Annotated in this window: 21 protein-coding genes; 6 read left to right on the top strand and 15 right to left on the bottom strand. The window is 31.3% G+C overall.

All coding sequences use genetic code 11. The features are described from left to right. Nucleotides 1-7 precede the first annotated feature (7 nt). Nucleotides 8-1,036 (top strand): DUF3810 domain-containing protein, encoded by a 1,029-nt coding sequence (locus BMX42_RS01780; RefSeq protein WP_317040016.1) that lies wholly within the window; start codon nucleotides 8-10, stop codon nucleotides 1,034-1,036. Next, nucleotides 1,026-2,216, top strand: coding sequence for an LETM1-related biofilm-associated protein (locus BMX42_RS01775; RefSeq protein ID WP_091307564.1), 1,191 nt, complete (start codon nucleotides 1,026-1,028; stop codon nucleotides 2,214-2,216). Before BMX42_RS01780 ends, BMX42_RS01775 begins: the two co-directional genes overlap by 11 nt. On the opposite strand, the gene BMX42_RS01770 is transcribed toward BMX42_RS01775, so the two are convergent. From BMX42_RS01770 to BMX42_RS01755, 4 genes are all read right to left on the bottom strand, one after another. Beyond that, a complete protein-coding gene (locus tag BMX42_RS01770) occupies nucleotides 2,213-2,848 on the bottom strand; it encodes a carbonic anhydrase (RefSeq protein ID WP_091307562.1) in 636 nt (211 codons plus the stop codon). The two genes, BMX42_RS01775 and BMX42_RS01770, sit on opposite strands and share 4 nt — an antisense overlap. A 66-nt stretch (nucleotides 2,849-2,914) precedes the next feature. Beyond that, nucleotides 2,915-3,598 (bottom strand): carbonic anhydrase family protein, encoded by a 684-nt coding sequence (locus BMX42_RS01765; protein WP_091307561.1) that lies wholly within the window; start codon nucleotides 3,596-3,598, stop codon nucleotides 2,915-2,917. A gap of 6 nt (nucleotides 3,599-3,604) precedes the next feature. After that, the gene (locus BMX42_RS01760) at nucleotides 3,605-5,209 is read right to left on the bottom strand and encodes a SulP family inorganic anion transporter (protein WP_091307559.1); all 1,605 of its coding nucleotides are present in this window, start codon (nucleotides 5,207-5,209) and stop codon (nucleotides 3,605-3,607) included. 68 nt (nucleotides 5,210-5,277) lie between these two features. Beyond that, nucleotides 5,278-5,574, bottom strand: coding sequence for a hypothetical protein (locus tag BMX42_RS01755; protein ID WP_143055591.1), 297 nt, complete (start codon nucleotides 5,572-5,574; stop codon nucleotides 5,278-5,280). Between the two features lie 161 nt (nucleotides 5,575-5,735). On the opposite strand from BMX42_RS01755, the gene pyrF reads away from it, so the two are divergent. Then, nucleotides 5,736-6,551 carry an orotidine-5'-phosphate decarboxylase gene (pyrF, locus tag BMX42_RS01750; protein WP_091307555.1) on the top strand — a complete coding sequence of 272 codons (816 nt, stop codon included), beginning with the start codon at nucleotides 5,736-5,738 and terminating at the stop codon, nucleotides 6,549-6,551. 10 nt (nucleotides 6,552-6,561) lie between these two features. Beyond that, complete coding sequence (locus BMX42_RS01745) at nucleotides 6,562-7,392, top strand: ABC transporter substrate-binding protein (protein ID WP_091307553.1); 831 nt, start codon at nucleotides 6,562-6,564, stop codon at nucleotides 7,390-7,392. 146 nt (nucleotides 7,393-7,538) lie between these two features. Here BMX42_RS01745 and BMX42_RS01740 read toward each other — a convergent pair whose 3' ends face one another. The 4 genes from BMX42_RS01740 to BMX42_RS01725 all read right to left on the bottom strand — a co-directional run bounded on the left by BMX42_RS01740 (nucleotide 7,539) and on the right by BMX42_RS01725 (nucleotide 11,026). Then, nucleotides 7,539-8,252, bottom strand: a complete 714-nt coding sequence (locus BMX42_RS01740) for a DUF4197 domain-containing protein (protein ID WP_091307551.1) — start codon at nucleotides 8,250-8,252, stop codon at nucleotides 7,539-7,541. Further along, nucleotides 8,233-8,709 carry a hypothetical protein gene (locus BMX42_RS01735; protein WP_091307549.1) on the bottom strand — a complete coding sequence of 159 codons (477 nt, stop codon included), beginning with the start codon at nucleotides 8,707-8,709 and terminating at the stop codon, nucleotides 8,233-8,235. Before BMX42_RS01735 ends, BMX42_RS01740 begins: the two co-directional genes overlap by 20 nt. Before the next feature lie 34 nt (nucleotides 8,710-8,743). Further along, a complete protein-coding gene (locus BMX42_RS01730; RefSeq protein ID WP_091307547.1) occupies nucleotides 8,744-9,466 on the bottom strand; it encodes a DUF4197 domain-containing protein in 723 nt (240 codons plus the stop codon). Nucleotides 9,467-9,547: 81 nt separating this feature from the next. Next, complete coding sequence (locus BMX42_RS01725) at nucleotides 9,548-11,026, bottom strand: M61 family metallopeptidase (protein ID WP_143055590.1); 1,479 nt, start codon at nucleotides 11,024-11,026, stop codon at nucleotides 9,548-9,550. A gap of 190 nt (nucleotides 11,027-11,216) precedes the next feature. On the opposite strand from BMX42_RS01725, the gene BMX42_RS01720 reads away from it, so the two are divergent. Continuing rightward, complete coding sequence (locus BMX42_RS01720; RefSeq protein ID WP_091307541.1) at nucleotides 11,217-14,642, top strand: methylmalonyl-CoA mutase family protein; 3,426 nt, start codon at nucleotides 11,217-11,219, stop codon at nucleotides 14,640-14,642. Between the two features lie 67 nt (nucleotides 14,643-14,709). On the opposite strand, the gene BMX42_RS01715 is transcribed toward BMX42_RS01720, so the two are convergent. Beyond that, nucleotides 14,710-14,955, bottom strand: coding sequence for a hypothetical protein (locus BMX42_RS01715; protein ID WP_143055589.1), 246 nt, complete (start codon nucleotides 14,953-14,955; stop codon nucleotides 14,710-14,712). Nucleotides 14,956-15,140: 185 nt separating this feature from the next. Between BMX42_RS01715 and BMX42_RS01710 the strand changes: the two genes are divergently transcribed. Then, nucleotides 15,141-15,383: a hypothetical protein gene (locus tag BMX42_RS01710; RefSeq protein ID WP_245748196.1), complete on the top strand. Its 243-nt coding sequence runs from the start codon at nucleotides 15,141-15,143 to the stop codon at nucleotides 15,381-15,383. A 56-nt stretch (nucleotides 15,384-15,439) separates the two neighbouring features. On the opposite strand, the gene BMX42_RS01705 is transcribed toward BMX42_RS01710, so the two are convergent. From BMX42_RS01705 to BMX42_RS01680, 6 genes are all read right to left on the bottom strand, one after another. Continuing rightward, the gene (locus tag BMX42_RS01705; protein ID WP_091307534.1) at nucleotides 15,440-16,309 is read right to left on the bottom strand and encodes a cation diffusion facilitator family transporter; all 870 of its coding nucleotides are present in this window, start codon (nucleotides 16,307-16,309) and stop codon (nucleotides 15,440-15,442) included. Nucleotides 16,310-16,540: 231 nt separating this feature from the next. Continuing rightward, a complete protein-coding gene (locus BMX42_RS01700; RefSeq protein ID WP_143055588.1) occupies nucleotides 16,541-17,239 on the bottom strand; it encodes a hypothetical protein in 699 nt (232 codons plus the stop codon). Between the two features lie 48 nt (nucleotides 17,240-17,287). Beyond that, nucleotides 17,288-17,905 (bottom strand): hypothetical protein, encoded by a 618-nt coding sequence (locus BMX42_RS01695; RefSeq protein WP_091307500.1) that lies wholly within the window; start codon nucleotides 17,903-17,905, stop codon nucleotides 17,288-17,290. A 74-nt stretch (nucleotides 17,906-17,979) separates the two neighbouring features. After that, nucleotides 17,980-18,540, bottom strand: coding sequence for a dihydrofolate reductase family protein (locus BMX42_RS01690; RefSeq protein ID WP_091308769.1), 561 nt, complete (start codon nucleotides 18,538-18,540; stop codon nucleotides 17,980-17,982). Nucleotides 18,541-18,627: 87 nt separating this feature from the next. After that, a complete protein-coding gene (locus tag BMX42_RS01685) occupies nucleotides 18,628-19,689 on the bottom strand; it encodes a ligand-binding sensor domain-containing protein (protein WP_091307497.1) in 1,062 nt (353 codons plus the stop codon). Between the two features lie 271 nt (nucleotides 19,690-19,960). After that, nucleotides 19,961-22,183: a M20/M25/M40 family metallo-hydrolase gene (locus BMX42_RS01680; protein ID WP_091307494.1), complete on the bottom strand. Its 2,223-nt coding sequence runs from the start codon at nucleotides 22,181-22,183 to the stop codon at nucleotides 19,961-19,963. Between the last annotated feature and the right edge of the window lie 7 nt (nucleotides 22,184-22,190).

The following is a 22,190-nucleotide window of genomic DNA, read 5'->3' as shown; positions in this document are numbered from 1 at the left end:
TCAAATTATGCTGATGAAAGTTTTAGCGCTTTTTCCAGATTTTGTGGAACGTTATTATAGCAACGGTTTATATTTGTACATTTCTAAAATTAGTCGAATCGTTTTAGGTTGGATTCCTTTTTCTGTGGGTGATTTATGTTATACGATACTGTTTTTTTTCATTTTTAGATGGATTTATAAAAACAGAAAAGGATTTTTTTCGAATTGGAAAGCCAACGGATTAACGATTTTAAGTTTTGTTTCAGTATTACATTTTTTGTTTCATTTTTTATGGGGAATCAATTATTACAGAATTCCGCTGCATGAAAAAATTGGAGTTGAAAAAGAATATACCAAAGAACAATTGGAAGCTTTAACGCAGAAACTAATTGAAAAAACGAACGCTCTACAACTTCAAATCGAAAAAGATTCGACTAAAAAAGTTGTTTTCAAGTATTCGGAACAAAAAATGTATGAGATGTCGCCAAGCGGTTATGGTTTGTTAACGAATCAATTATCAAAAATCGAATATAAAAACGAAAGTATCAAATCGTCATTATACAGTTTGCCGTTGAGTTACATGGGGTTTGGAGGTTATTTAAATCCATTTACCAATGAGGCACAAGTCAATTATTTGAAACCAAAATACACTTCACCATTAACAATTTGTCACGAAATGGCGCATCAAACCGGAATTGGTTCTGAAAGTGATTGTAATTTCATCGGATTCATGGCTGCTTCGAGTAATAAAGATGTTTATTTTCAATATTCTGCCTATGCTTTTGCGTTGAATTATTGCATGTATAATTTGGAAATAATGGAAGAGGGAAGCGGTTTGAAATATAAAAAACTAATAAATAAAGGTGTTTTGGAAAATTTTAATGAAAACAAAACCTTTTGGAAACAATATCATTCGTGGTTAGATGTTTTTTTTGAATACTTTTACGACAAATTTTTAAAACTAAACCAACAAAAAGATGGCATGGAAAGTTATAGTAAATTTGTTGGCTTATTAATTAATTACGATTTAAAACACAATATCATTCATGCAAATTAACCCATCAATAAACGGTTGGATTGAAAAATATTTGAATCAGTATGCGAATGAAATTGCTCATTATGCAACTGATGAAGATTTCTTTGTAGCTTGTCAGAAAAGTGGATTAATTTATGGTTATGTTGTCAATTATCATTTAAATTCTGATATTGATGATAAAAAATGGGATACGGAAGAAAAGATAAAAGTTGGATTTTTATCAACTTTAATTGCCTTATATAAAAGGAAAAGAGGAAATGATGTTGAAGGATTTCTTGAAACCATAATTCAGTTTTATGATCAAATTTCTAAAGGAAAATTCAGTTTTATGAAAATGGTTTTGCCTGATGGAAATTCGTATCAAAAATTAGAAAGTATTATCAATGAACGTTTGCAAACGAATGATAATATTGTGACCAAAAACTTCACGCATATGGTTACGAATGCAATGCTTTTTATTGATGTTTTGGCTTTTGAATTTTATCTTGAAAATACCACAATTAGTTTAGATTTTTTTAAAGATTTAGAACGCAAATGTATGGCATTAATTATGCTTTCATTGAACATAAAAATTGACAAATCGGAATACGATTTGATGTTGTTAAAAATGTTTGAAAACTCGTTGCGATATTCTAAAGTTTCGAAGATAAATAGCGATGAAATTATCAATGTTATTTTCGAAGGAAACCGATCCGTTTTAGAAAGTTTGTATTTGCATGAAGTAGCACATATGACACTTTTAAGTGATGGTGTTGTGTATGAAAACGAGCAAAAATTTCTGGACGAATTTACTTCGAAATTAAATTTAAATAAAACAAATCAAAATACTGGTTATGAATTAGTTGAATTCATAAATAAACACAAAAAAGAATTGCCTTTTTTTAACTTGAATCATCCTGTGAAACAGTTTTATAATAACACACAAGACAACATTGGAAAGTTGGTTAGTCGAAATAAAAGCAGGTTAATTAAGGAACTTTCTGAGAGTAAAGAATTGGTGAAATTATTGCGAAAATCTACTCAATCCGATTTGAGTTTTGAGGAAAAAAAGAAAGTAAAAAAACAGCTACTAGACATATGTAAAACCATACCGTCGTTAACTATTTTTTTACTTCCAGGTGGAGGTTTGTTATTACCAATTTTGATAAAATTTATACCTCAATTATTGCCTTCTGCGTTTAATGAAAATTTAAACGATTAGAAGTTTAATTTAAACATTGAATCTAAATCATCATTGTTACTGAAATTCACATTTAAATCGGTTACATAACCAGAATTTAATCCGTAAACCCAACCATGTAAATGTAATTCTTGGTTGATGTTCCAAGCGTTTTGAACAATAGATGTTTTGGCTAAATTGAAAACTTGCTCAATTACATTTAATTCTACCATTCGGTTGAATTTTTTATCTTCATCTGCAATTTCATTAAGTTCGTCTTTGTTCACTCGGTAAACATCTTTAATGTTTCTAATCCAGTTGTCAATTATTCCAATGGATTGATTTCCCATCGCAGCTTTTACACCTCCACAACCATAATGTCCACAAACAATAACATGTTTTACTTTTAACGCATTAACTGCATAATCTAAAACGCTTAGCATATTAATATCGGTGTGAACGACTAAATTTGCAATGTTTCTGTGTACGAAAACTTCGCCTGGTTTTGCGCCAATAATTTCATTTGCAGGAACTCGACTATCAGAACATCCAATCCATAATAATGGTGGATTTTGCCCTTTTGATAAATCTTTAAAATAGTTTTCATCAACAGCTAACTGTTGTTCTACCCATTCTTTATTATTGTCTAATATTTTTTTATAAAAATCGCTCATAATTTATTGGATAACTCCTTTTTTTTTGATTTTCAAATATATGAAATTAACGCTAATTGTTAATTTTTAATATTTCAAATCGTTAAGACTAAAATTTGGATTTTTTTCATCGTTAATGAAAGTTACTTCGTCATAAAAGCTAACTTCACCTGTTTCGATATTATGCATTGCGCCAACAATACCAATTTCTCCGTTTTCAATCATTTGTTCTAAAACGAAACTACGTTCTATAATGTTTTTTACATTGCGTTTTACATTGATTTCGGCTACATTTTCAACAAACGTTGAATTGCTTGAATTTCTGTTTTCTGACGTTGATTTTTCTTGGTAAACTGCAGGTTGAATTTTCGATAATAATTCCGTTAAATTTCCCATTTCTACATGGTCACAAGCACCTTTTACAGCACCACATTTTGTATGTCCAAGAACAACTATCAATTTAGAACCTGCGACTTTACAAGCAAATTCCATACTTCCCAAAATATCTGTATTCACAATGTTTCCTGCGATTCTTACCGAAAAAACATCGCCTAATCCTTGATCGAAAATTAATTCTGCAGACGTTCGACTGTCAATACAACTTAATATTGTGGCAAATGGCCATTGTCCGTCTCTAGTTTCATTTACTTGTTCTAATAAATTTCTATGTGCTTTTAAATTATTGATAAAACGATTATTACCTTCTTTTAATATTTCTAAAGCTTTTCTTGGTGTTATAGACGATTGTATTTCTTTATTTAATGTTTTCATGTTGTTTTATTTTTTTAATTTATGTTCTACAAAAACGTGTTTTTCTTCTTCTAAACTATCTTCTAGTTCATACGCTTTTTTAAAACCGACTAATTTTACTTTAATATTTTCTTCTTTTGATCTGATTTTTTTGAATTCTTTAATCAAATCCAAAACGTCGTGAGCAATATAAACGGTGTCTGAAGCATTTATAATTACTTTTGAATTTTCAGGAATTGAAGATATTGTTTCTTTAATTGCTGCTTTGTTTAAAAATGATACTTCTTGAGCCAAATCAATATGAATAATATCACCATCATGATATTCTTCTTTTCTGAAATGATAGGCTCGTTTCATATTTCCTTTTAATACAAATATTACACTGATAATCATTCCTAAAGCTACACCTTTTAATAAATCGGTGAACACTACAGCACCAAAAGTAGCAATAAATGGAATAAATTGGTATTTTCCTTTTTCCCAAAAATGTTTAATAGTTGAAGGATTCGCTAATTTATATCCAACTAATAATAAAACTGCCGCTAATGTTGCTAATGGAATTTTATTAAGAATAGTTGGAATTGCCAAAACACTCACTAATAATAATACACCGTGAATAATTGCTGACATTTTCGATTTTGCTCCAGCAGCATTATTTGCAGATGTTCTTACTACTACTGAAGTCATTGGTAAGCCTCCTAAAAGTGAACTCACGATATTTCCAATTCCTTGTGCTTTTAATTCTACATTTGTATTTGTATACCTTTTTAAAGCATCCATTCGGTCTGAAGCTTCAATACACAATAACGTTTCAATAGATGCGACTATTGCTATTGTTAAGGCCACAATCCAAACTTTAGAATTTGTGATGGCTGTAAAATCGGGTGTAACTACAATGTTTTTAAACTCTTCTATTGTAGTTGGAACTGGTAAACTCACTAAATGTTCTTTTGCAATCGCAAAATTACTTCCAGATTGAATGAAAAACTCGTTTAATAAAATACTCACAATTACAGCAACTAAGGCAGGTGGAATTAATTTTATTTTCTTTAAAACATCCACTTTGTTCCAAAGGATTAAAATTGCTAACGAAATTAAAGCAATGATAATTGAGCCTAATTGAATATGATCAAATACTTGAAATAGTTCCGTAAATGTATTTTGTCCATCTGGTTGAGTAAAAGATTCATCTCCTTCAAAATCTGGATCATATCCAAAAGCGTGAGGAATTTGTTTTAGAATAATAATAACTCCAATTCCTGCAAGCATTCCTTCTATAACATTGTTTGGGAAATAATTTGAAATGGTTCCGGCTTTAATGAAACCAAGGGCTAGCTGAATTAATCCAGCAATTAAAACGGCTAATAGAAACGCATTAAAGGAACCTAAATCTGTAATTGCTGTTAAAACAATTGCTGTTAAACCTGCAGCTGGTCCGGAAACACTCAAATGTGATTGACTTAAATAGCCAACAATAATTCCTCCAATAACACCTGCAATAATACCTGAAAATAAGGGTGCTCCACTTGCTAATGCAATACCGAGACATAATGGCAAAGCCACTAGAAAAACCACTAAACCTGAAGCAAAATCAGATTTAAGGTTTGTAAAAAGATTGATTTTTTTTGACATACCAATGAATTAATTTAATACATAAACGATCGTTCCAAATAATTTGAAAACGTAAAAAAGCGAAATGTTTAAATAAATTCGGGTGGTGGTGAGAAAAAGTCTAAATGGTTTGAAGTATAATTTACAGGAATGTGAGAATTGATTTTTTTCTTTTTCAATTCTAAGGTATTAACTGCATTTAAGTTGTAACATTTTGTGAATAAATCTATATCGTGTGATTTAATTTCTTCTTCAAAAAAGTTATTAATATTCACATCAGTATATTTTTCAATATCTTCATTAATCATAATAAGACCAAATACGGGTGGTGTGAACAAGCAAGTCACAAACACGAATATGATAATATGTACGAAAAATTTCTTCACTAATGTTAAATTTATTTTTGCAAAAATAAACAAAAATCATTTTTTCCAATTTTAAAAACTGATAAATTTTTGTTAATACCATATTAAGATTAGAATTTAGTGTCAAGAAATATGTACCGAGTCAATAATGTTTTATAAATTTGCCCAACAATAAAAATAAAATGACTACACAACAACTTATTGAGCAAATTCGTCTAAAAAAATCGTTTTTATGTATTGGTTTAGATGTCGATTTAACTAAAATTCCATCCCATTTATTAGAAACCGAAGATCCAATTTTCGAATTTAATAAAGCCATAATTGATGCCACTCACGATTTATGTGTTTCGTATAAACCAAATACTGCTTTTTATGAAGCGTACGGATTAAAAGGTTGGCAATCGTTAGAAAAAACTATCAATTACATCAATGAAAAGTATCCAGAAATTTTCACCATTGCCGATGCTAAACGTGGCGATATTGGAAATACTTCAACCATGTATGCTAAAGCTTTTTTAGAAGATTTAAACTTCGATTCCGTTACCGTTGCTCCATATATGGGAAAAGATTCTGTAGAACCCTTTTTAGCTTTTGAAAACAAACATACAATCATGTTGGCCTTAACGTCAAATGAAGGTGCATTCGATTTTCAGACTTTAGAAACAAACGGACAAGAATTGTATAAAACCGTTTTAGAAACGTCTAAGAATTGGAAAAACGGTCAGAATTTGATGTATGTGGTTGGTGCTACAAAAGCAGAATACTTTACACAAATTCGTAAAATTGTTCCAAATAGTTTCTTATTAGTTCCTGGAGTTGGTGCTCAAGGCGGAAGTTTAGCCGAAGTTTGTAAATACGGAATGAACGAGAATGTTGGTTTATTAATTAATTCATCTCGTGGAATTATTTATGCTTCAAACGGATTAGATTTTGCTGAAAAGGCAAGGGAAGAAGCATTGAAATTGCAAGTAGAGATGCAAGAAATTATGAATAACTAATAAATTCACATTGAAACAATTTACAGACCAGCTTGGTACAACTCATACATTTGAAAACACACCTAAAAGAATCATTTCTTTAGTGCCTTCACAAACCGAATTATTATACGATTTAGGTTTGGAAGATTCCATTGTGGGAATTACTAAGTTTTGTGTACATCCGTTTCATTTCAAATCGACTAAAACAATAATTGGCGGTACGAAAAATGTAAAGTACGATAAAATTAAAGCTTTACAACCTGATATTATTATAGCTAATAAAGAAGAAAATACTCAAGAAATCGTTGAACAATTGAAAGATATTTGTCCAGTTTGGATCACCGATATCGTTTCGATTGAAGACAATAATAAAATGATTGAAGATTTTGGAAATCTGTTTAACAAGCGTACGAATGCTCAAAAATGGATTGATAAAATCAACTTCGGATATCAGAAATTTCAAACGTTAGTCGCATCAAAATTTGAAGAAAATGCCAAGCAAAAAGTAGCTTATTTTATTTGGGCCAATCCGTATATGGTTGCTGGTGGAAATACGTTTATAAACGAAATGCTAAAGCTTAACGGATTAGAAAATATATACGATAATAATTCTAAATACGAAGGTCGATATCCGGAAGTAGTTGTGCAAAAGATGCGAATTCAAGGTGATCCAGATTTTGTGTTTTTATCTTCAGAGCCTTTTCCGTTTAAAGACGAACATGCTTTCGAATTAGGCCGTCACACACATCATGCGAAAACTATTTTTGTAGATGGAGAAATGTTTTCTTGGTATGGAAGTCGTTTAGTGAAAGCTTTTGATTACTTCACTTTGTTACAAGAAAAACTATACGTTTATAAATAAAAAAAACAACTGGAACCTAAATTCCAGTTGTTTTATTAACTAAAAACTAACCTTAAACAAAACCTATTTATTGTGATACAAATATCTGTATTTTAAATTGTTATTTCTGTTAAGGTTTTGTTATACTTATGTTATTGTTTTTTAAATTATCTTTTGTCTTGTAAAGCAAATACTCTTCTTAATAAATCTGAAGTTCTTGCTGAAAAATTAGTTCTAATATCTTTTTCTTCCACTGCAATCATTTTGAAAACACCTTGCATTGCTTTGTTAGTTGTGTAATCTGTTAAATCAGGATTTATTTTTTTTACCAAAGGAATACTGTTGTATTTTGTGATAATTTGTGTCCAAATCTTATCGGCACCCACTTTTGCAAATGAGCTTTTAATTACCGGATTAAACTTTCCGTATAAAGCAGATGAAGTTGTCGTTTGAAGATAATTAGTTGCTGAACTTTCGTTTCCTAATAAGATGTTTTTAGCATCAGTAAAAGTCATTTGTTTCACTGCATCTACAAAAATGGGAGTCGCTTCTTTTACTGCATCTTCAGCAGCTCTGTTTAAAATTTTCAAACCATCATCAGCCAATTTACTCATACCTAATTGACGTAATTTGGTATCAACTTTTTGTAATTCTTCTGGTAATAAAATCTTTACCGCTTCATTTCTGAAAAAACCATCTGTTGCCGTTAATTTAGAAACTTGTTTCGTAATTCCATTATTTAAGGCTTCTTTTAATCCGTTACCCATTTCGGCTTGACTCAAAATACCTGTTTCTTGTGGTAATTGATCTAATACTTGTTGCATTTCGGCACAGCCAACGGTTATGCTTACTAGTAGTAAACTAAAAATTATTTTCTTCATATTTTTGATTTATATCTTTAATTGATTTAATTACACATGCTTGTAAAATTTCTTCTTGCCCTCTGAAAATTAACCAAAACCAAACCAAAGAGATTAAAGAAATAGTAACAATTCCAATTGCTTCATTTGATCCGCTAAAAATTGCAAGCATAATTAATATTACTAAAATTGAAATTGTAATAATAATTGAATTTAAGCCAATTCCATTTCTTAAAGTTGCATAGTTTTGATCTCCTCGTTTAGATAATTCTAAAGTTGTAGTTATTGGAATTGATTTATAATTATTTATTCTTACTGTTCCAACTGAAATTTTAGCTTCAACCGTAAATTGATTAGAACCAGAACGATAAAATGAAAAATTTTTATATTCACTATTAATGAATTCATTTTCAAAGAGTTCTAAATCTGTGTTTAATTCAATTTCTTTTTTTAGTTCAAAATATTTGGTTATGTTCATCAAGTTTAATTATAGAACAGATTCATTTAAATTTTTATTTCTTGTCTTGTAAAGCGAATACTTTTTTTAGTAATGCTGATGTTCTAGAATCTAAACCACTTCTAATGTTTTTTTCTTCAACTGTAATCATTTTAAAAACACCTTCTAACGCTTTGTTAGTAGTGTAGTCTGTTAAGTCTGGATTTACTTTTGTTACAAGTGGAATAGCATTGTATTTATCAATTATTTTTTTCCAAACTGCATCAGCTCCAACCGTTTCAAGAGATGTTCTAATTACAGGATTAAATTTATCGTAAAGTGGTTTGTTAGTTGAAGTTTGTAAATAGGTTGTTGCTGCATTTTCTTTGCCTAATAAGATGTTTTTCGCATCTGTAAAATTCATATTCTTAATAGCATCAACAAATATTGGAGTCGATTGTTTTACTGCGTCTTCGGCAGCTCTGTTTAACATTAGAATTCCTTCGTCTGCTAAACTTCCTAAACCAATTTTACGTAAACGAGAATCTACTTTTTGTAATTCTTCAGGTAATAAAATTTTAACTAATTCATTTTTATAAAAACCATCAACAGCGGTTAATTTGGTTACTTGTTTTTTTACACCGTTATCTAAAGCTTCTTTCAAACCATTTGCGATTTCTAAAGTAGAAACTGCAGAAGTTTTTGCCGTTGCTTTTTTTGCCGCTTTTTTAATAACATCTTTTAATTGTGCATTACCAAATAAAGGTAAACAAACTAGGAGTAAAATAACTTTTTTCATATTTTTTATTATTGATTGATTCAAAGATAAGCAAAATGTGTGCCTCTTTTTTTAAAATTAATTTTTTGAAGGAATTAAAAGCTACAAACCAAGAATTCCTTTTTTAATTTGAAGTTGTTGTTGAGTCGGATTTTCAGTAGCAGAAATATAAACATCTTCTAGAAAACCATCCAATTGCAATCCCATTTCAGCTAAATATTCGGTTACTGGAATTCGTTTCGTTCCCGTTACATAATCGTCAAAGAAAGGTTTCATGTTTTTTCCTGAAACTTGATTGGCAATCGTAATAATATTGGTTAATTCATAAGGAATATTTGTTTTTCCAAATTCGGTAAACAAACTTTTAAGTAAATCATCCAAACCTTTTTGATTTCCAGTTGCTTTTCTAATTTCGATATCTAATCCTAATGCCACTAATTCCCCGCCTCCATAAACTAAATAGCGGTTTTGGTCTTTGTTGTTGCCCGATTCTTGAATACTTAATTTATTTTGAAGTAAATCTCGTGTGATATTGTATTTGGTAATTACATTTTCAAAACGTTTGTAAAATGTCGCTTCGTCAATAATTTTCGTTCTAGCAAGTAAAATATTTGTCAAATAATCGGTGAATCCTTCTTTAAACCATTCTTCTTGTTCTTTTGGAATTAATGTATGTCCGTTCCAAAGATGAATCGTTTCATGTGCCATAATATGTCCCCAATTGGTGCGGCTATTTTTGTTAACTTTCCCTTTGATGATTTGGCTGAAACTGGTTCTAAAAGCACTTCCGTCAGTCATTACTTTACTTTCATTAACAACAATAAGGTATTTTTTCTTTGGCGCACCTCCAAAAACTTGTGTAGTCGATTCTATAATAGGTTTCATTAATTCAATAAAATCATTTTCATTGGCTTTCATCGAATTTCCAAGAGCAAATAAAAGTTCAAAATCACCTAATTTAATTTCTTTTTCATAATGATTTCCAACGAAAATACAATTGTTTAAAAGAAAACGTAAATCGTTATTAACAATAAAATCATTCTGTTTTGTGGTTTTATTCCAAGGTGTGGAAGCTTTCCAGTTTTTCGGTAAAGTAAAATGCACTGACACATTTTTAATGTCACCTAATACAGGAATGTCTGGCACAACAAATAAAGAATATCCAGTAAAAAACAATCCTTCCTGAGTTTTGTAGGCTACTTCATCGTAACCACCACAATGATCCCAATTTTCCAAATCGTGTTCCGTAATAATATCATATTCTATGGCATAATTTCCTGTTGTAGTCGATTGAATTTCCCAAGTTCCTTCTCCTAAATAGTTGATAATTTGTGGTTTTCCTTTTTGATTTTTTACGACTAAATTTTTTAAAAATTTTGCTTCTCCATCAGGATTATTTTGAGAAGGATGCGTAATCATAAAAAAACGATTTTTAGCAACGGTTAAGTCTAAATCAGTTTTGATATGAACCAAGTTTTGGTCTTTTTTGGTAAAGTCCAAATTATAATTCGTGGATTTGTTTTGTGCAATGGAACTAAAACTGATTAGAATTCCTGCAAAGAGAAAAAATTTTTTTTTCATGATTTTGATTGATTTGATTGATGATGATTCACTTTTTATCAACTAATGATGAAATGTGATGGGCATAAGACGTTGAAATTTCAAAATGGTTACAAAATCAAGATTTTTTGTGAAGAAGAATTTAATTTTTAAAGTGTTTGTTTTTAAGAAATTCGTAAATTGCACCCTCAAAATACAACAAAATTTAAAGATGGAAGCACAAATCCCTTATATTCCTATTAATAAAGTAAGAATTGTTACTGCTGCGTCGCTTTTCGATGGACACGATGCTGCGATTAACATTATGCGAAGAATTATTCAATCAACTGGTGTAGAAGTTATACATCTTGGACACGATAGAAGTGTGGAAGAAGTAGTAAATACTGCTATTCAGGAAGATGCAAATGCAATTGCAATGACTTCTTATCAAGGTGGACATAACGAATACTTTAAGTATATGTACGACTTGCTAAAGGAAAAAGGAGCAGGTCACATCAAAATATTTGGTGGTGGTGGTGGAGTAATTCTTCCAACTGAAATTGCAGAACTAGAAGCGTACGGAATTACTAAAATTTATTCGCCAGATGACGGTCGTGCTTTAGGTTTACAAGGTATGATTAACGATTTAGTAAAACGTTCAGATTATGCTGTTGGTGATGTTATTACCGATGAAGTTGCCGAATTAGAAAACAAAAACCCTCGTGCTTTAGCAAGAATTATTTCTTCTGCGGAAAACTTCCCAGAAATTGCGAAACCAATTTTAGATAAAATTCGTGAGAAAAATAAAGATAGTAAAACACCAGTTTTAGGTATTACTGGAACAGGTGGAGCTGGAAAATCGTCATTAGTAGATGAAATTGTTCGTCGTTTTTTAATTGATTTCCCTGAGAAAACTATCGGATTAATTTCGGTTGATCCATCTAAAAGAAAAACAGGTGGAGCTTTACTTGGAGATAGAATTCGTATGAATGCGATAAACAACTCTAGAGTTTTTATGCGTTCGTTAGCCACTCGTCAATCGAACTTAGCCTTATCAAAATATGTGGCTGATGCGATTGAAGTTGTGAAAGCAGCAAATTACGATATCATCATTTTAGAGACTTCTGGAATCGGGCAATCGGATACAGAAATTATGGATCATTCTGATGTTTCTTTATACGTAATGACACCAGAATTTGGTGCTGCTACGCAATTAGAGAAAATCGATATGTTAGATTTCGCTGATTTAGTGGCTTTAAATAAATTCGACAAACGTGGTGCTTTAGATGCGATTCGTGATGTTAAAAAACAATACCAACGTAATCATAATTTATGGGATGAAAACCCAGATACTATGCCAGTTTTCGGAACAATTGCTTCGCAGTTTAACGATCCAGGAATGAATACGTTATACAAATCTATCATGGATAAAATTGTAGAGAAAACAAATTCTGATTTGAAATCTACATTCGAAATTACTCGTGAAATGAGCGAGAAAATCTTCGTAATTCCACCACATAGAACACGTTATCTATCTGAAATTGCTGAGAATAATAGAAAATATGATGAAACCGCTTTAACTCAAGTTGAAGTTGCTCAAAAATTATATGGAATTTTCAAAACTGTTGAATCGGTTAACGGAAATTTACCTCAATTAGATAAAGCTGGAATTGTTGAAAGTTCTTTAAAACTTACTGATGATAACAAAGATTTCGTTTCGTTATTAACTAAAGAATTCGACCGTGTAAAAATGAATTTAGATCCATACAATTGGGAAATCATTTTAACTTGGGACGAAAAAGTAAACAAATACAAAAATCCAATTTACAGTTTTAAAGTTCGTGATAAAGAAATTAAAATTGCAACTCATACAGAATCACTTTCACATTCTCAAATTCCAAAAGTAGCGTTACCAAAATACCAAGCTTGGGGCGATATTTTAAAATGGAATTTACAAGAAAATGTTCCCGGAGAATTCCCATTCGCATCTGGATTATATCCATTTAAACGTGAAGGAGAAGATCCAAGTAGAATGTTTGCTGGTGAAGGTGGACCAGAAAGAACAAACAAACGTTTCCATTATGTAAGTGCTGGATTACCAGCTAAACGTTTATCAACAGCTTTTGACTCGGTAACGCTTTATGGAAATGATCCACATATTCGTCCTGATATTTATGGAAAAATTGGTAATGCCGGAGTTTCTATTTGTTGTTTAGATGATGCGAAGAAATTATATTCTGGTTTCGATTTAAGTCACCCTGCGACTTCTGTTTCGATGACAATTAACGGACCTGCACCAATGTTGTTAGGATTTTTCATGAATGCGGCAATTGACCAAAACTGTGAAAAATACATCGTAGAAAACGGTTTACAAGATGAAGTTGAAGCAAAAATTGCTGAGATTTATAAGAAAAAAGGAGTAGATCGTCCGTCATATCAAGGTGATTTACCAGAAGGAAATAATGGTTTAGGTTTAATGCTTTTAGGTGTTACGGGTGACCAAGTTTTACCTTTAGATGTTTATACAGACATTAAAATCAAAACGTTAGCGCAAGTTCGTGGAACGGTTCAAGCGGATATCTTAAAAGAAGATCAAGCGCAAAATACGTGTATTTTCTCTACAGAATTCGCTTTACGTTTAATGGGTGACGTGCAAGAATATTTCATTAAAGAAAACGTTCGTAATTTCTATTCGGTTTCTATTTCAGGATATCACATTGCTGAAGCAGGAGCGAACCCAATTACACAGTTGGCTTTCACATTAGCAAATGGTTTCACTTACGTGGAATACTATTTAAGTCGTGGTATGAATATCAACGATTTCGGACCAAACTTATCATTCTTTTTCTCTAACGGAATTGACCCAGAATATGCAGTAATCGGTCGTGTAGCACGTAAGATTTGGGCGAAAGCTTTAAAGAACAAATACGGAGCAAACGAAAGAGCTCAAATGTTGAAATACCACATTCAAACTTCTGGACGTTCATTACACGCACAAGAAATTGACTTTAATGATATTCGTACAACATTACAAGCGTTATATGCGATTTACGATAACTGTAACTCATTACATACAAATGCGTATGACGAAGCGATTACAACTCCAACAGAAGAATCTGTGCGTAGAGCAATGGCGATTCAGTTGATTATTAATAAAGAATTAGGTTTAGCGAAAAACGAAAATCCAATTCAAGGTTCATTCATTATTGAAGAATTAACGGATTTAGTGGAAGATGCAGTTTTACAAGAATTCGACAGAATCACAGAGCGTGGTGGTGTTTTAGGAGCAATGGAAACGATGTACCAACGTTCAAAAATTCAAGAAGAAAGTTTGTATTATGAAACGTTGAAACATACTGGTGAATTCCCAATTATTGGTGTAAATACCTTCTTAAGTTCTAAAGGTTCACCAACAGTTGTTCCTGCAGAAGTTATTCGTGCAACGGAAGAAGAAAAAGCCTATCAAATTGAAATGTTGAATCATTTGCATGAAGCTGGTAAAGATCAAGTTGCTGAACATTTGAATACGCTTCAAGAGGCTGCTATTAAAAATGAGAACATTTTCGCACACTTAATGGAAGCTACTAAAGATTGTTCATTAGGACAAATTACTGCTGCTTTGTTTGAAGTAGGTGGTCAGTATAGAAGAAATATGTAATTGGATTTACGATTTGGGATTTACGATTTTTGATTTACTAAGTTGTGAATTTTGATTTTAGAATATTTTAAAAACCTTTCAGAAATGGAAGGTTTTTTTGTTTTTGTGCAGGAGCGAGTTTTATAGTTGCAGTTGCTAGTTTTAACAATGCAGTCGCAAGTTTTAACAATGCGTAAGGGAGTTTTATAATTGCGGAAGCTAGTTTTATAATTGCGGAAGCTAGTTTTATAATTGCGGACGCTAGTTTTATAATTGCGGAAGAGAGTTTTATAGTTGCGGACGCTAGTTTTATAATTGCGGACGCTAGTTTCATAATTGCGGAAGAGAGTTTTATAGTTGCGGACGCTAGTTTTACAATTGCGATAGAGAATTTTATAGTTGCAGTCGCTAGTTTTAACTTTGGTGTAGGGATAAATCTAAATGGAGTAGACAAAAATTACTTTGTCGTAAGAATTTTTTTATTATATTTGATTTGTAACTAATTAAAACTACTATATTATGTTGAAAAAAGCAGGCTCTTACATGGCATTATTAGGAATATTTGCCATTGTTTTAAATTTCTTAGATAGAGTACCAAGATTATTAATGTGGATTTATATGTGGGGCGACAATGTGGCTTGGGCAATTAAAATTGGATTAGTAGTTGTAGGTGGCGCTTTGTTCTTTTTTACAAAATCAGATGAGGTTGAAGAAGTAGTAGAAACAAAACCAATAGAAAATAAAGATACAGATAACGAATAGTTTATCTCACAAATAAAAAACTCCCAATTTCATTTGATATTGGGAGTTTTTGTTTTTTACTCATTCGGTTCAATATGAATTAAAACGTGTCCTAATTCCATCATTTCTTTTCTTAAAGTGTCTTTTAATTTATGTGCTAAATCGTGTCCTTCCTTTACAGAAATATTAGCATCTACAATTGCATGTAAATCTACATGGTATTTCATTCCTGCCTTTCTGATAAAGCATTTTTCAGTACCAATAATTCCTTCTACTTTTAAGGATTCTTGACGGATATTTTCCACTAAATCATCATAGCGATGTTCGTCCATAATTTCTCCGAGTGCTGGTCGGAAAATCAGATAACTATTATAAAGAATAAAGAAAGAAGCAAATAATGCTGCCCAATCATCGGCAGATTCGTAGCCTTTTCCTAAGATTAATGCAATTGAAATTCCAACGAAAGCTGCAATTGAAGTTATGGCATCACTTCTATGGTGCCAAGCATCTGCTTTTAAAGCAGAACTATTGGTAATAATACTTTTTTTCATCACTGTTTGAAACGAATATTCTTTCCAACCAATAATTAAACCTAAAACTATTAGAGTCCACGCTTTTGGTAGGTCGTGCGGTGTACCAATATTTTGTATGCTTTCATAAGCAATGATTGTAGCTGAAGTAATTAGAAAACCAACAACAAGAAAAGTTATTAAAGGTTCTGCTCTTCCGTGACCGTAAGGATGGTTTTCATCGGCTGGTCGGTTCGAATATTTAATACCAAATAATACTAAAAACGAAGCAAAAATATCAGTCGTAGATTCAATAGCATCGGCTACTAAAGCGTAAGAATTTCCGAAAAAGCCCGCTAATCCTTTTATGACTGCTAAACTTGTATTACCAATAATACTAAAATATGTTGCTTTTATAGCGGTTTGCTCGTTTGTCATTTTTTATTGATACTAATAAATTGAAGTTTTCAAAGGTACGAAACTAAACAACGAACGTAAAGTTGAATAATAGAAATTTTGATAGAAGCAGGGTGTAAATTTAAAATTGAATATAGATAAAAAATATTTCGTATAAGGAAGGTTTATAGTTTGAATCCAGACAAGATCATGAAATAAAAAACTCCCAATATCATTTGAAATTGGGAGTTTTTGTTTTTTATATGTTTGTTTTTATAACTGTTTTATTTTATTTATTATCGCGTTTTTAAAGTCATCAAAAGAGGTATAGTTATTTGGTGAATCTTTAATTTGATCATAAAAGAATGATTTGTTGTCTTGAGGGTAAATAATTATCGTTTCACCAAATCTTAAATCAAATAATTTCATATTTACTAGTAATGTAGAATAGCCATCTGGACTTGCAGAAAAGACCCAATCGTATGTGTTATTTGGTATCTTAAAAGTTCCTTGAGCGGTTAAATATGGAAAATTTCTAGATTCAACTAATGTGTTTTCTTCAGAATTTTTATCATTGGTTAAAATTAATAGAGTTAGTTTGTCTATAATTTTTTCACTTTCTGTATTTTCATATTCTCCAATTCTAACACCTTTAAAAATTAATCCTTTTTTTTCAATTGTAAAAGGTATGCTAGAAACAGCATAATCATATTCGGACACAGGAAATGGTGATTTGTTTAAAGGATAACTTTGAAAAATTTCAGTATACTTTTCATACGTTTCAATGTCTTGGTTAAATAGTTTTAAATCCCATTTTGTGCTATCAAGATTTTGTATGGATTTCTGATTCAATGTTCCCATATTCCATTCTGGAACTTTTGTGTTTTTAGAATTTAAAGTAGTTTGTTTTGTTCCTTTACATGAGAAGAAAATAATCCCAATAATTAAAAAAAGTACTTTTTCTAGTTTCATATTGTTAATGTTGTTTTTTAGCATATACTGTATACCAGCTCTATAAGATTATTCATAATTCGGAGTGAAGCGTATTTCTTCTTTCTTGTTTGTTTTAATTGAAACTCTAATCTCTTTTAAACAAGCTCCTTTTTCATCTTTGTACTCGCAATTTATTGAAATTTCGTCAATAAGTTTATCATTTTTGTCTTTGATAACAATTTTAGAGAGTTCTTTATTCGTATAATAGAAATACTGAGTTTGGAAAGTTGTAAAATTATCTACTATTTTATCAATAGTTCCATCTTTATTATAATGATAAATGGATTCATTTTCTTTGTATCTTTTTTGAGTATAGCAACTGATGCGTTCGCGTTGATTAGGTTTCCAGCGTGTTTTACAGTAATAAGGTTCTTTATCTGGATACGATTCCTTTTCAAACCATAATCTCTTTTCGGTTTCTTGCAATAGATTGCCGGCAGCATCAAGAGTTTTGGAATGTTTAATACGACCATTTTTAGTAAAGACCATTTGCTTTTTATGCACAAGTTTTTTTTGATTATCTACTATTGTATATGTTTCTTCGGTTGCAGATTTTATTCCTTCAGGCAGTAGTCGTTTCTGAGTATACTTTTTGGTAGCACACGATTGTATTATCAAGATTAGGACAAAGAATACAACTCTCATAATCGTAAAGTTTAATTATGTACTAAGTTACGAATTTTTGAAAGATTTGTAATTCTTGAAGTCAGAAATAAAAGTTATGGTAAGTGAATTTTTGTCGGTTCATAGTAAAGTATTAAGGCACCACTACTAAAAGTTTTAGTTTTTATAAGTTTAAGAATAGTTCTCTCGTTTATATTCTCAAATAGAGGTAAACCACTTCCTACAACAACAGGATGAACACAAAATTGATATTCATCGATCAAATTAAGTTTCATTAGCTGAATAATTAAACTGCGACTGCCAATTAAAATGTTTGAACCTGATTTTTGTTTGAGTGCTAAAACTTCTTTTTCGATAGTTTGATTTGACAATCTTGCGGTGTCCCATTCTACATCTTTCAGCGTATGTGAAAAAACAATTTTTGGAATTTTGTTTATGGCGATAGCAAAGTCATTCATTGATTTTTCATCTGAAGGATTTTCTAAAAGAGTTTTCCAAAATTCCATAAGTTGATATGTTATTCTCCCATATAGAATTGAGTCAGCTTGGTCTAATAGATCTGTATAATGTTGATGTAATTCTTCATCTGGAATTCCTGCCGTATGATCGCAAAACCCATCAAGTGACATATTGATTGCTGCAATTATTTTTCTCATATCTGTTATTAATTGTTTGTTGTGTGAGAACATCTTACAATTACCACAAATTGGTATAAATAGGTATCTATCAAATATATAAAAATATTACTCTACTTCAAATTTGGTAAAGGTTTTTCCGTTGAATTTGCAAATTCCATCTTGGTCTGTTCCTAGCCAAATGTTTTCGTAATGGTCTTTATAAATAGTGTTTATGGCGTTACTGGTTAGTCCGTCATTTGTAGTGTAGTTTGTTATGGTTTTTCCATCATAAAGCCAAACACCAGTATCAACAGTTCCAATCCAAAGGGTTCCTTTGTAATCTTGGTTTATAGAATAAATACGTGCTAAAGTTCCTGGTTTGGATTCACCTGTAACACGGAAGTTTTCATTATCTAATTTTTTTTCTTGAGTGAAATTGGTTAGTGTTTTTCCATCGTAGCAAAATAATCCGGCACCATTATTTCCCATCCAAATATTTCCTTTTCTATCTTCGAATAAACAAAGCACTGCTGGTCCAGCCAAACCTTTTTCGGTAAACCAAGTAAATGATTTTCCATCATAACGGCAAACTTCTGCTGCTTGTGTTCCGAACCAAAGATTTCCTTTTCTGTCTTTTAAAATGGTATAAACAGAAAATCGACTTAGATTTTTTGGAGCATTTTGAGAATTTTTAATGTCATCTTCAGTTTTACCAATTGGTAAATAGGTTAGTTTATTATCAGTATAAAAGAAAGCACCACCACCCGCATAAAACCATAAACTGTTAGGTTCTTTTTTTAGTTTATTATCGGTTTCTTTATTTAAAAGTAAAATTTCTTTATTGGTAAATGTGGTAAACTTTTTTCCATCATAACAACTCACACCAAATAAACCAGTTCCAAACCAAAGGTATCCCATTTCATCTTCTTGAATACTTTGCACTTGATTGTCTGCAAGCCCATCTTTAATGGTATATTGAGTTAGTGTTACTCCATCATAACGATAAACACCTGCAGCATTTGTACCAAACCAATAATTCCCATTTCTATCTTGAAAAATACTGCGAATGTTTTGGTCCATTTTAGAGATTATATTTGCAATATCTACGGCATGACTAGTTGTTTTAACTTGTGAAAAAGAAAAAGAAATTGCAAAAAGGAGGAATTGTAGAGTAAATTTTTTTTTCATATTTGCTTGTATATCGTGGATGCTTGTAAGTTGACTTGTAGTATTAGGCACGGATATTACATCGTCAGTTCGCTGAAACTCGTGTATATACGCGCTATCGTGTTTAATTGATTTTTTTATTAAAATAATTTTTTGAATTTGTTAATGCAAGCTTCTAACTTGGACATTATATTTTTGCTTTTTTATAGGAAAGAATAGCAAATTAAGCTATCGTTTGTTTGGGTAAAACAAAGATATAAAAAAACCTGCAATTTGCAGGTTTTTTATTTTATTAAAATGTTACATTAACTTTATTCGTTTTTCCATCTCGGATAAAAATCACTTCTTTGGTTTCGCCTGAGTTGATTTTGGCTAAACATTCCATATAACTGTAAACTTCTTTGACTTCGCAATCACCTATTTTGGTAATGATGTCGCCTTCCTTAATTCCAGCTTTAATTGCTGGTCGGTCTTCAGTTACACCATCAACATGTAAGCCATCTCCATGTTCTGCATAATCTGGCATAATACCTAATGTTACTTTGTATTTAGCCATTTTTCTTTCTGAAGTTATTTTGGTTTTGGTAAACTCAATTTTGTCTTTTTCAGCCAATTCATTCGCCACTCTAAACACATAATTGACAATGTTTGTTACACCATAATAATTGATTTTTTCTTCGTCGTCTGTTGGTTTGTGGTAATCTTCATGTGTTCCAGTAAAGAAAAACAAGACGGGAATGTCTTTCAAATAAAATGAAGTATGATCTGATGGTCCGATTCCGCCAGTTTCTTCTGTAACGCCAAATCCTGCAGGTTTGTTACGTTGTATTAATTCTGAGAAAATAGGTGAAGTTCCAGTTCCACCAATAATTAAACTTTTTTTATCGTCTAAACGACCAATCATATCCATATTAATCATTGTAATTACGTTTGGATATAAGGTTTTTAACGATTCTGCCATGTGTTTCGAACCTCTTAAACCATCTTCTTCTCCAGAGAATAAAGCAAAAATGAAATTCACTTTTTCTTTGGTTTTATTTTTCGAATACATTCGGGCTAATTCTAAAACTCCAGAAACTCCAGAAGCATTGTCGTCCGCACCATTATGAATGATTCCTTTTGAAAATTGTTTGGTAGAATGATTGTGTTCGTTCACACCTAAATGGTCGTAATGTGCACCAATTACGATGGTTTTATTCGCACCATTATCTAAATATCCAATGACATTATTTGCATTTAATAAATTACCAACAGCTGTAGAATCGGCGTGTGGATTTGTATTAAATCGATACGAAAAAGGTTGTAAAAATGTTTGATTGTATGGTTTTAAACCTAGTTTTTTAAATTCTTTCTCAATGTATTTTGCGGCTATTTTTTCATTAACACTTCCTGTCATTCTGCCACCTAATTTATCTGAAGCTAAATAGGTAATGTGCTTTTTTAAATTTTTGCTATCAGCATTTTCAACTTCTTCTGTTTCTACCCAATCGGCAATGAAAACATTTGTTTCTCTTGCTTTGTCTTGTTGGCGATTACTTGAAAATACTAGTTTTTTTCCATCGGGAGAAAATTGAGGAAAGGCATTAAATTCACTTTCGTAGGTAATTTGTTTTAAACCTGTTCCGTCAATATTAATCATATACAACTGGAAATCGTAACCTTTTGTAGCATGATGATTCGATGAAAATATGATTTTTTTATCTGATGGATGAAAGAAAGGTGCCCAATTGGCTTTTCCTAATTTAGTAATTTGCTTTAAATCGGAACCATCAATATTACAGGTGTAAATTTCCATGTTAGTTGGCATCACCAAATTTTCTGCCAATAAATCTTTGTATTCTTTGATGTCTTTTTCAGTCGTTGGACGAGAAGAACGAAATACTAATTTTTTACTATCGTGTGAAAAGAAACAACCACCATCATATCCTAATCCGGAAGTGACTTGTTTTAAATTGCTTCCGTCAATGTCCATCGTATAAATTTCTAAATCACCAGAACGAATACTGGTAAAAGCAATCTTTTTTCCATCAGGAGAAACTACCGCTTCGGCATCATAACCTGGAGAATTGGTCAATTGTTTTACGATTTCACCTGATTTGGTTGCCATGTAAATTTCAAATTCAGGATAAATAGCCCAAAGATATTTTCCGTCTTTTGGTTTTGGTGGAGCAGGGCAAGCGCTGTTAGAAGCGTGTGTGGAAGCATAAATAATATGTTTTCCATCTGGCATATAATACGAACACGTAGTACGACCTTTTCCAGTTGAAACCAATTTTAGATTACTGAAATCTGTAATGGGTTGGGTTAAATCTAACGAGTAAATTTGATCGCATGGCACACCAAATTGTGTATTGGTAACTTGCATTGTTAGACTTTTACTATCTGGACTGAAATAAGCTTCAGCATTATCACCACCAAAAGTTAGTTTTTTGATGTTTTTTAAATTGCTTTCTTGTGCATAACCACAAAATGAAAGAACGATAAAGGAAAGAAATACGTGTTTTTTGAATGCCATTGTATAT

Source organism: Flavobacterium terrigena, assembly GCF_900108955.1.
Taxonomy (GTDB): Bacteria; Bacteroidota; Bacteroidia; order Flavobacteriales; family Flavobacteriaceae; genus Flavobacterium; species Flavobacterium terrigena.
Note: the sequence above shows the minus strand (reverse complement) of the source record. Positions and strands in the feature narration are given on the sequence as shown.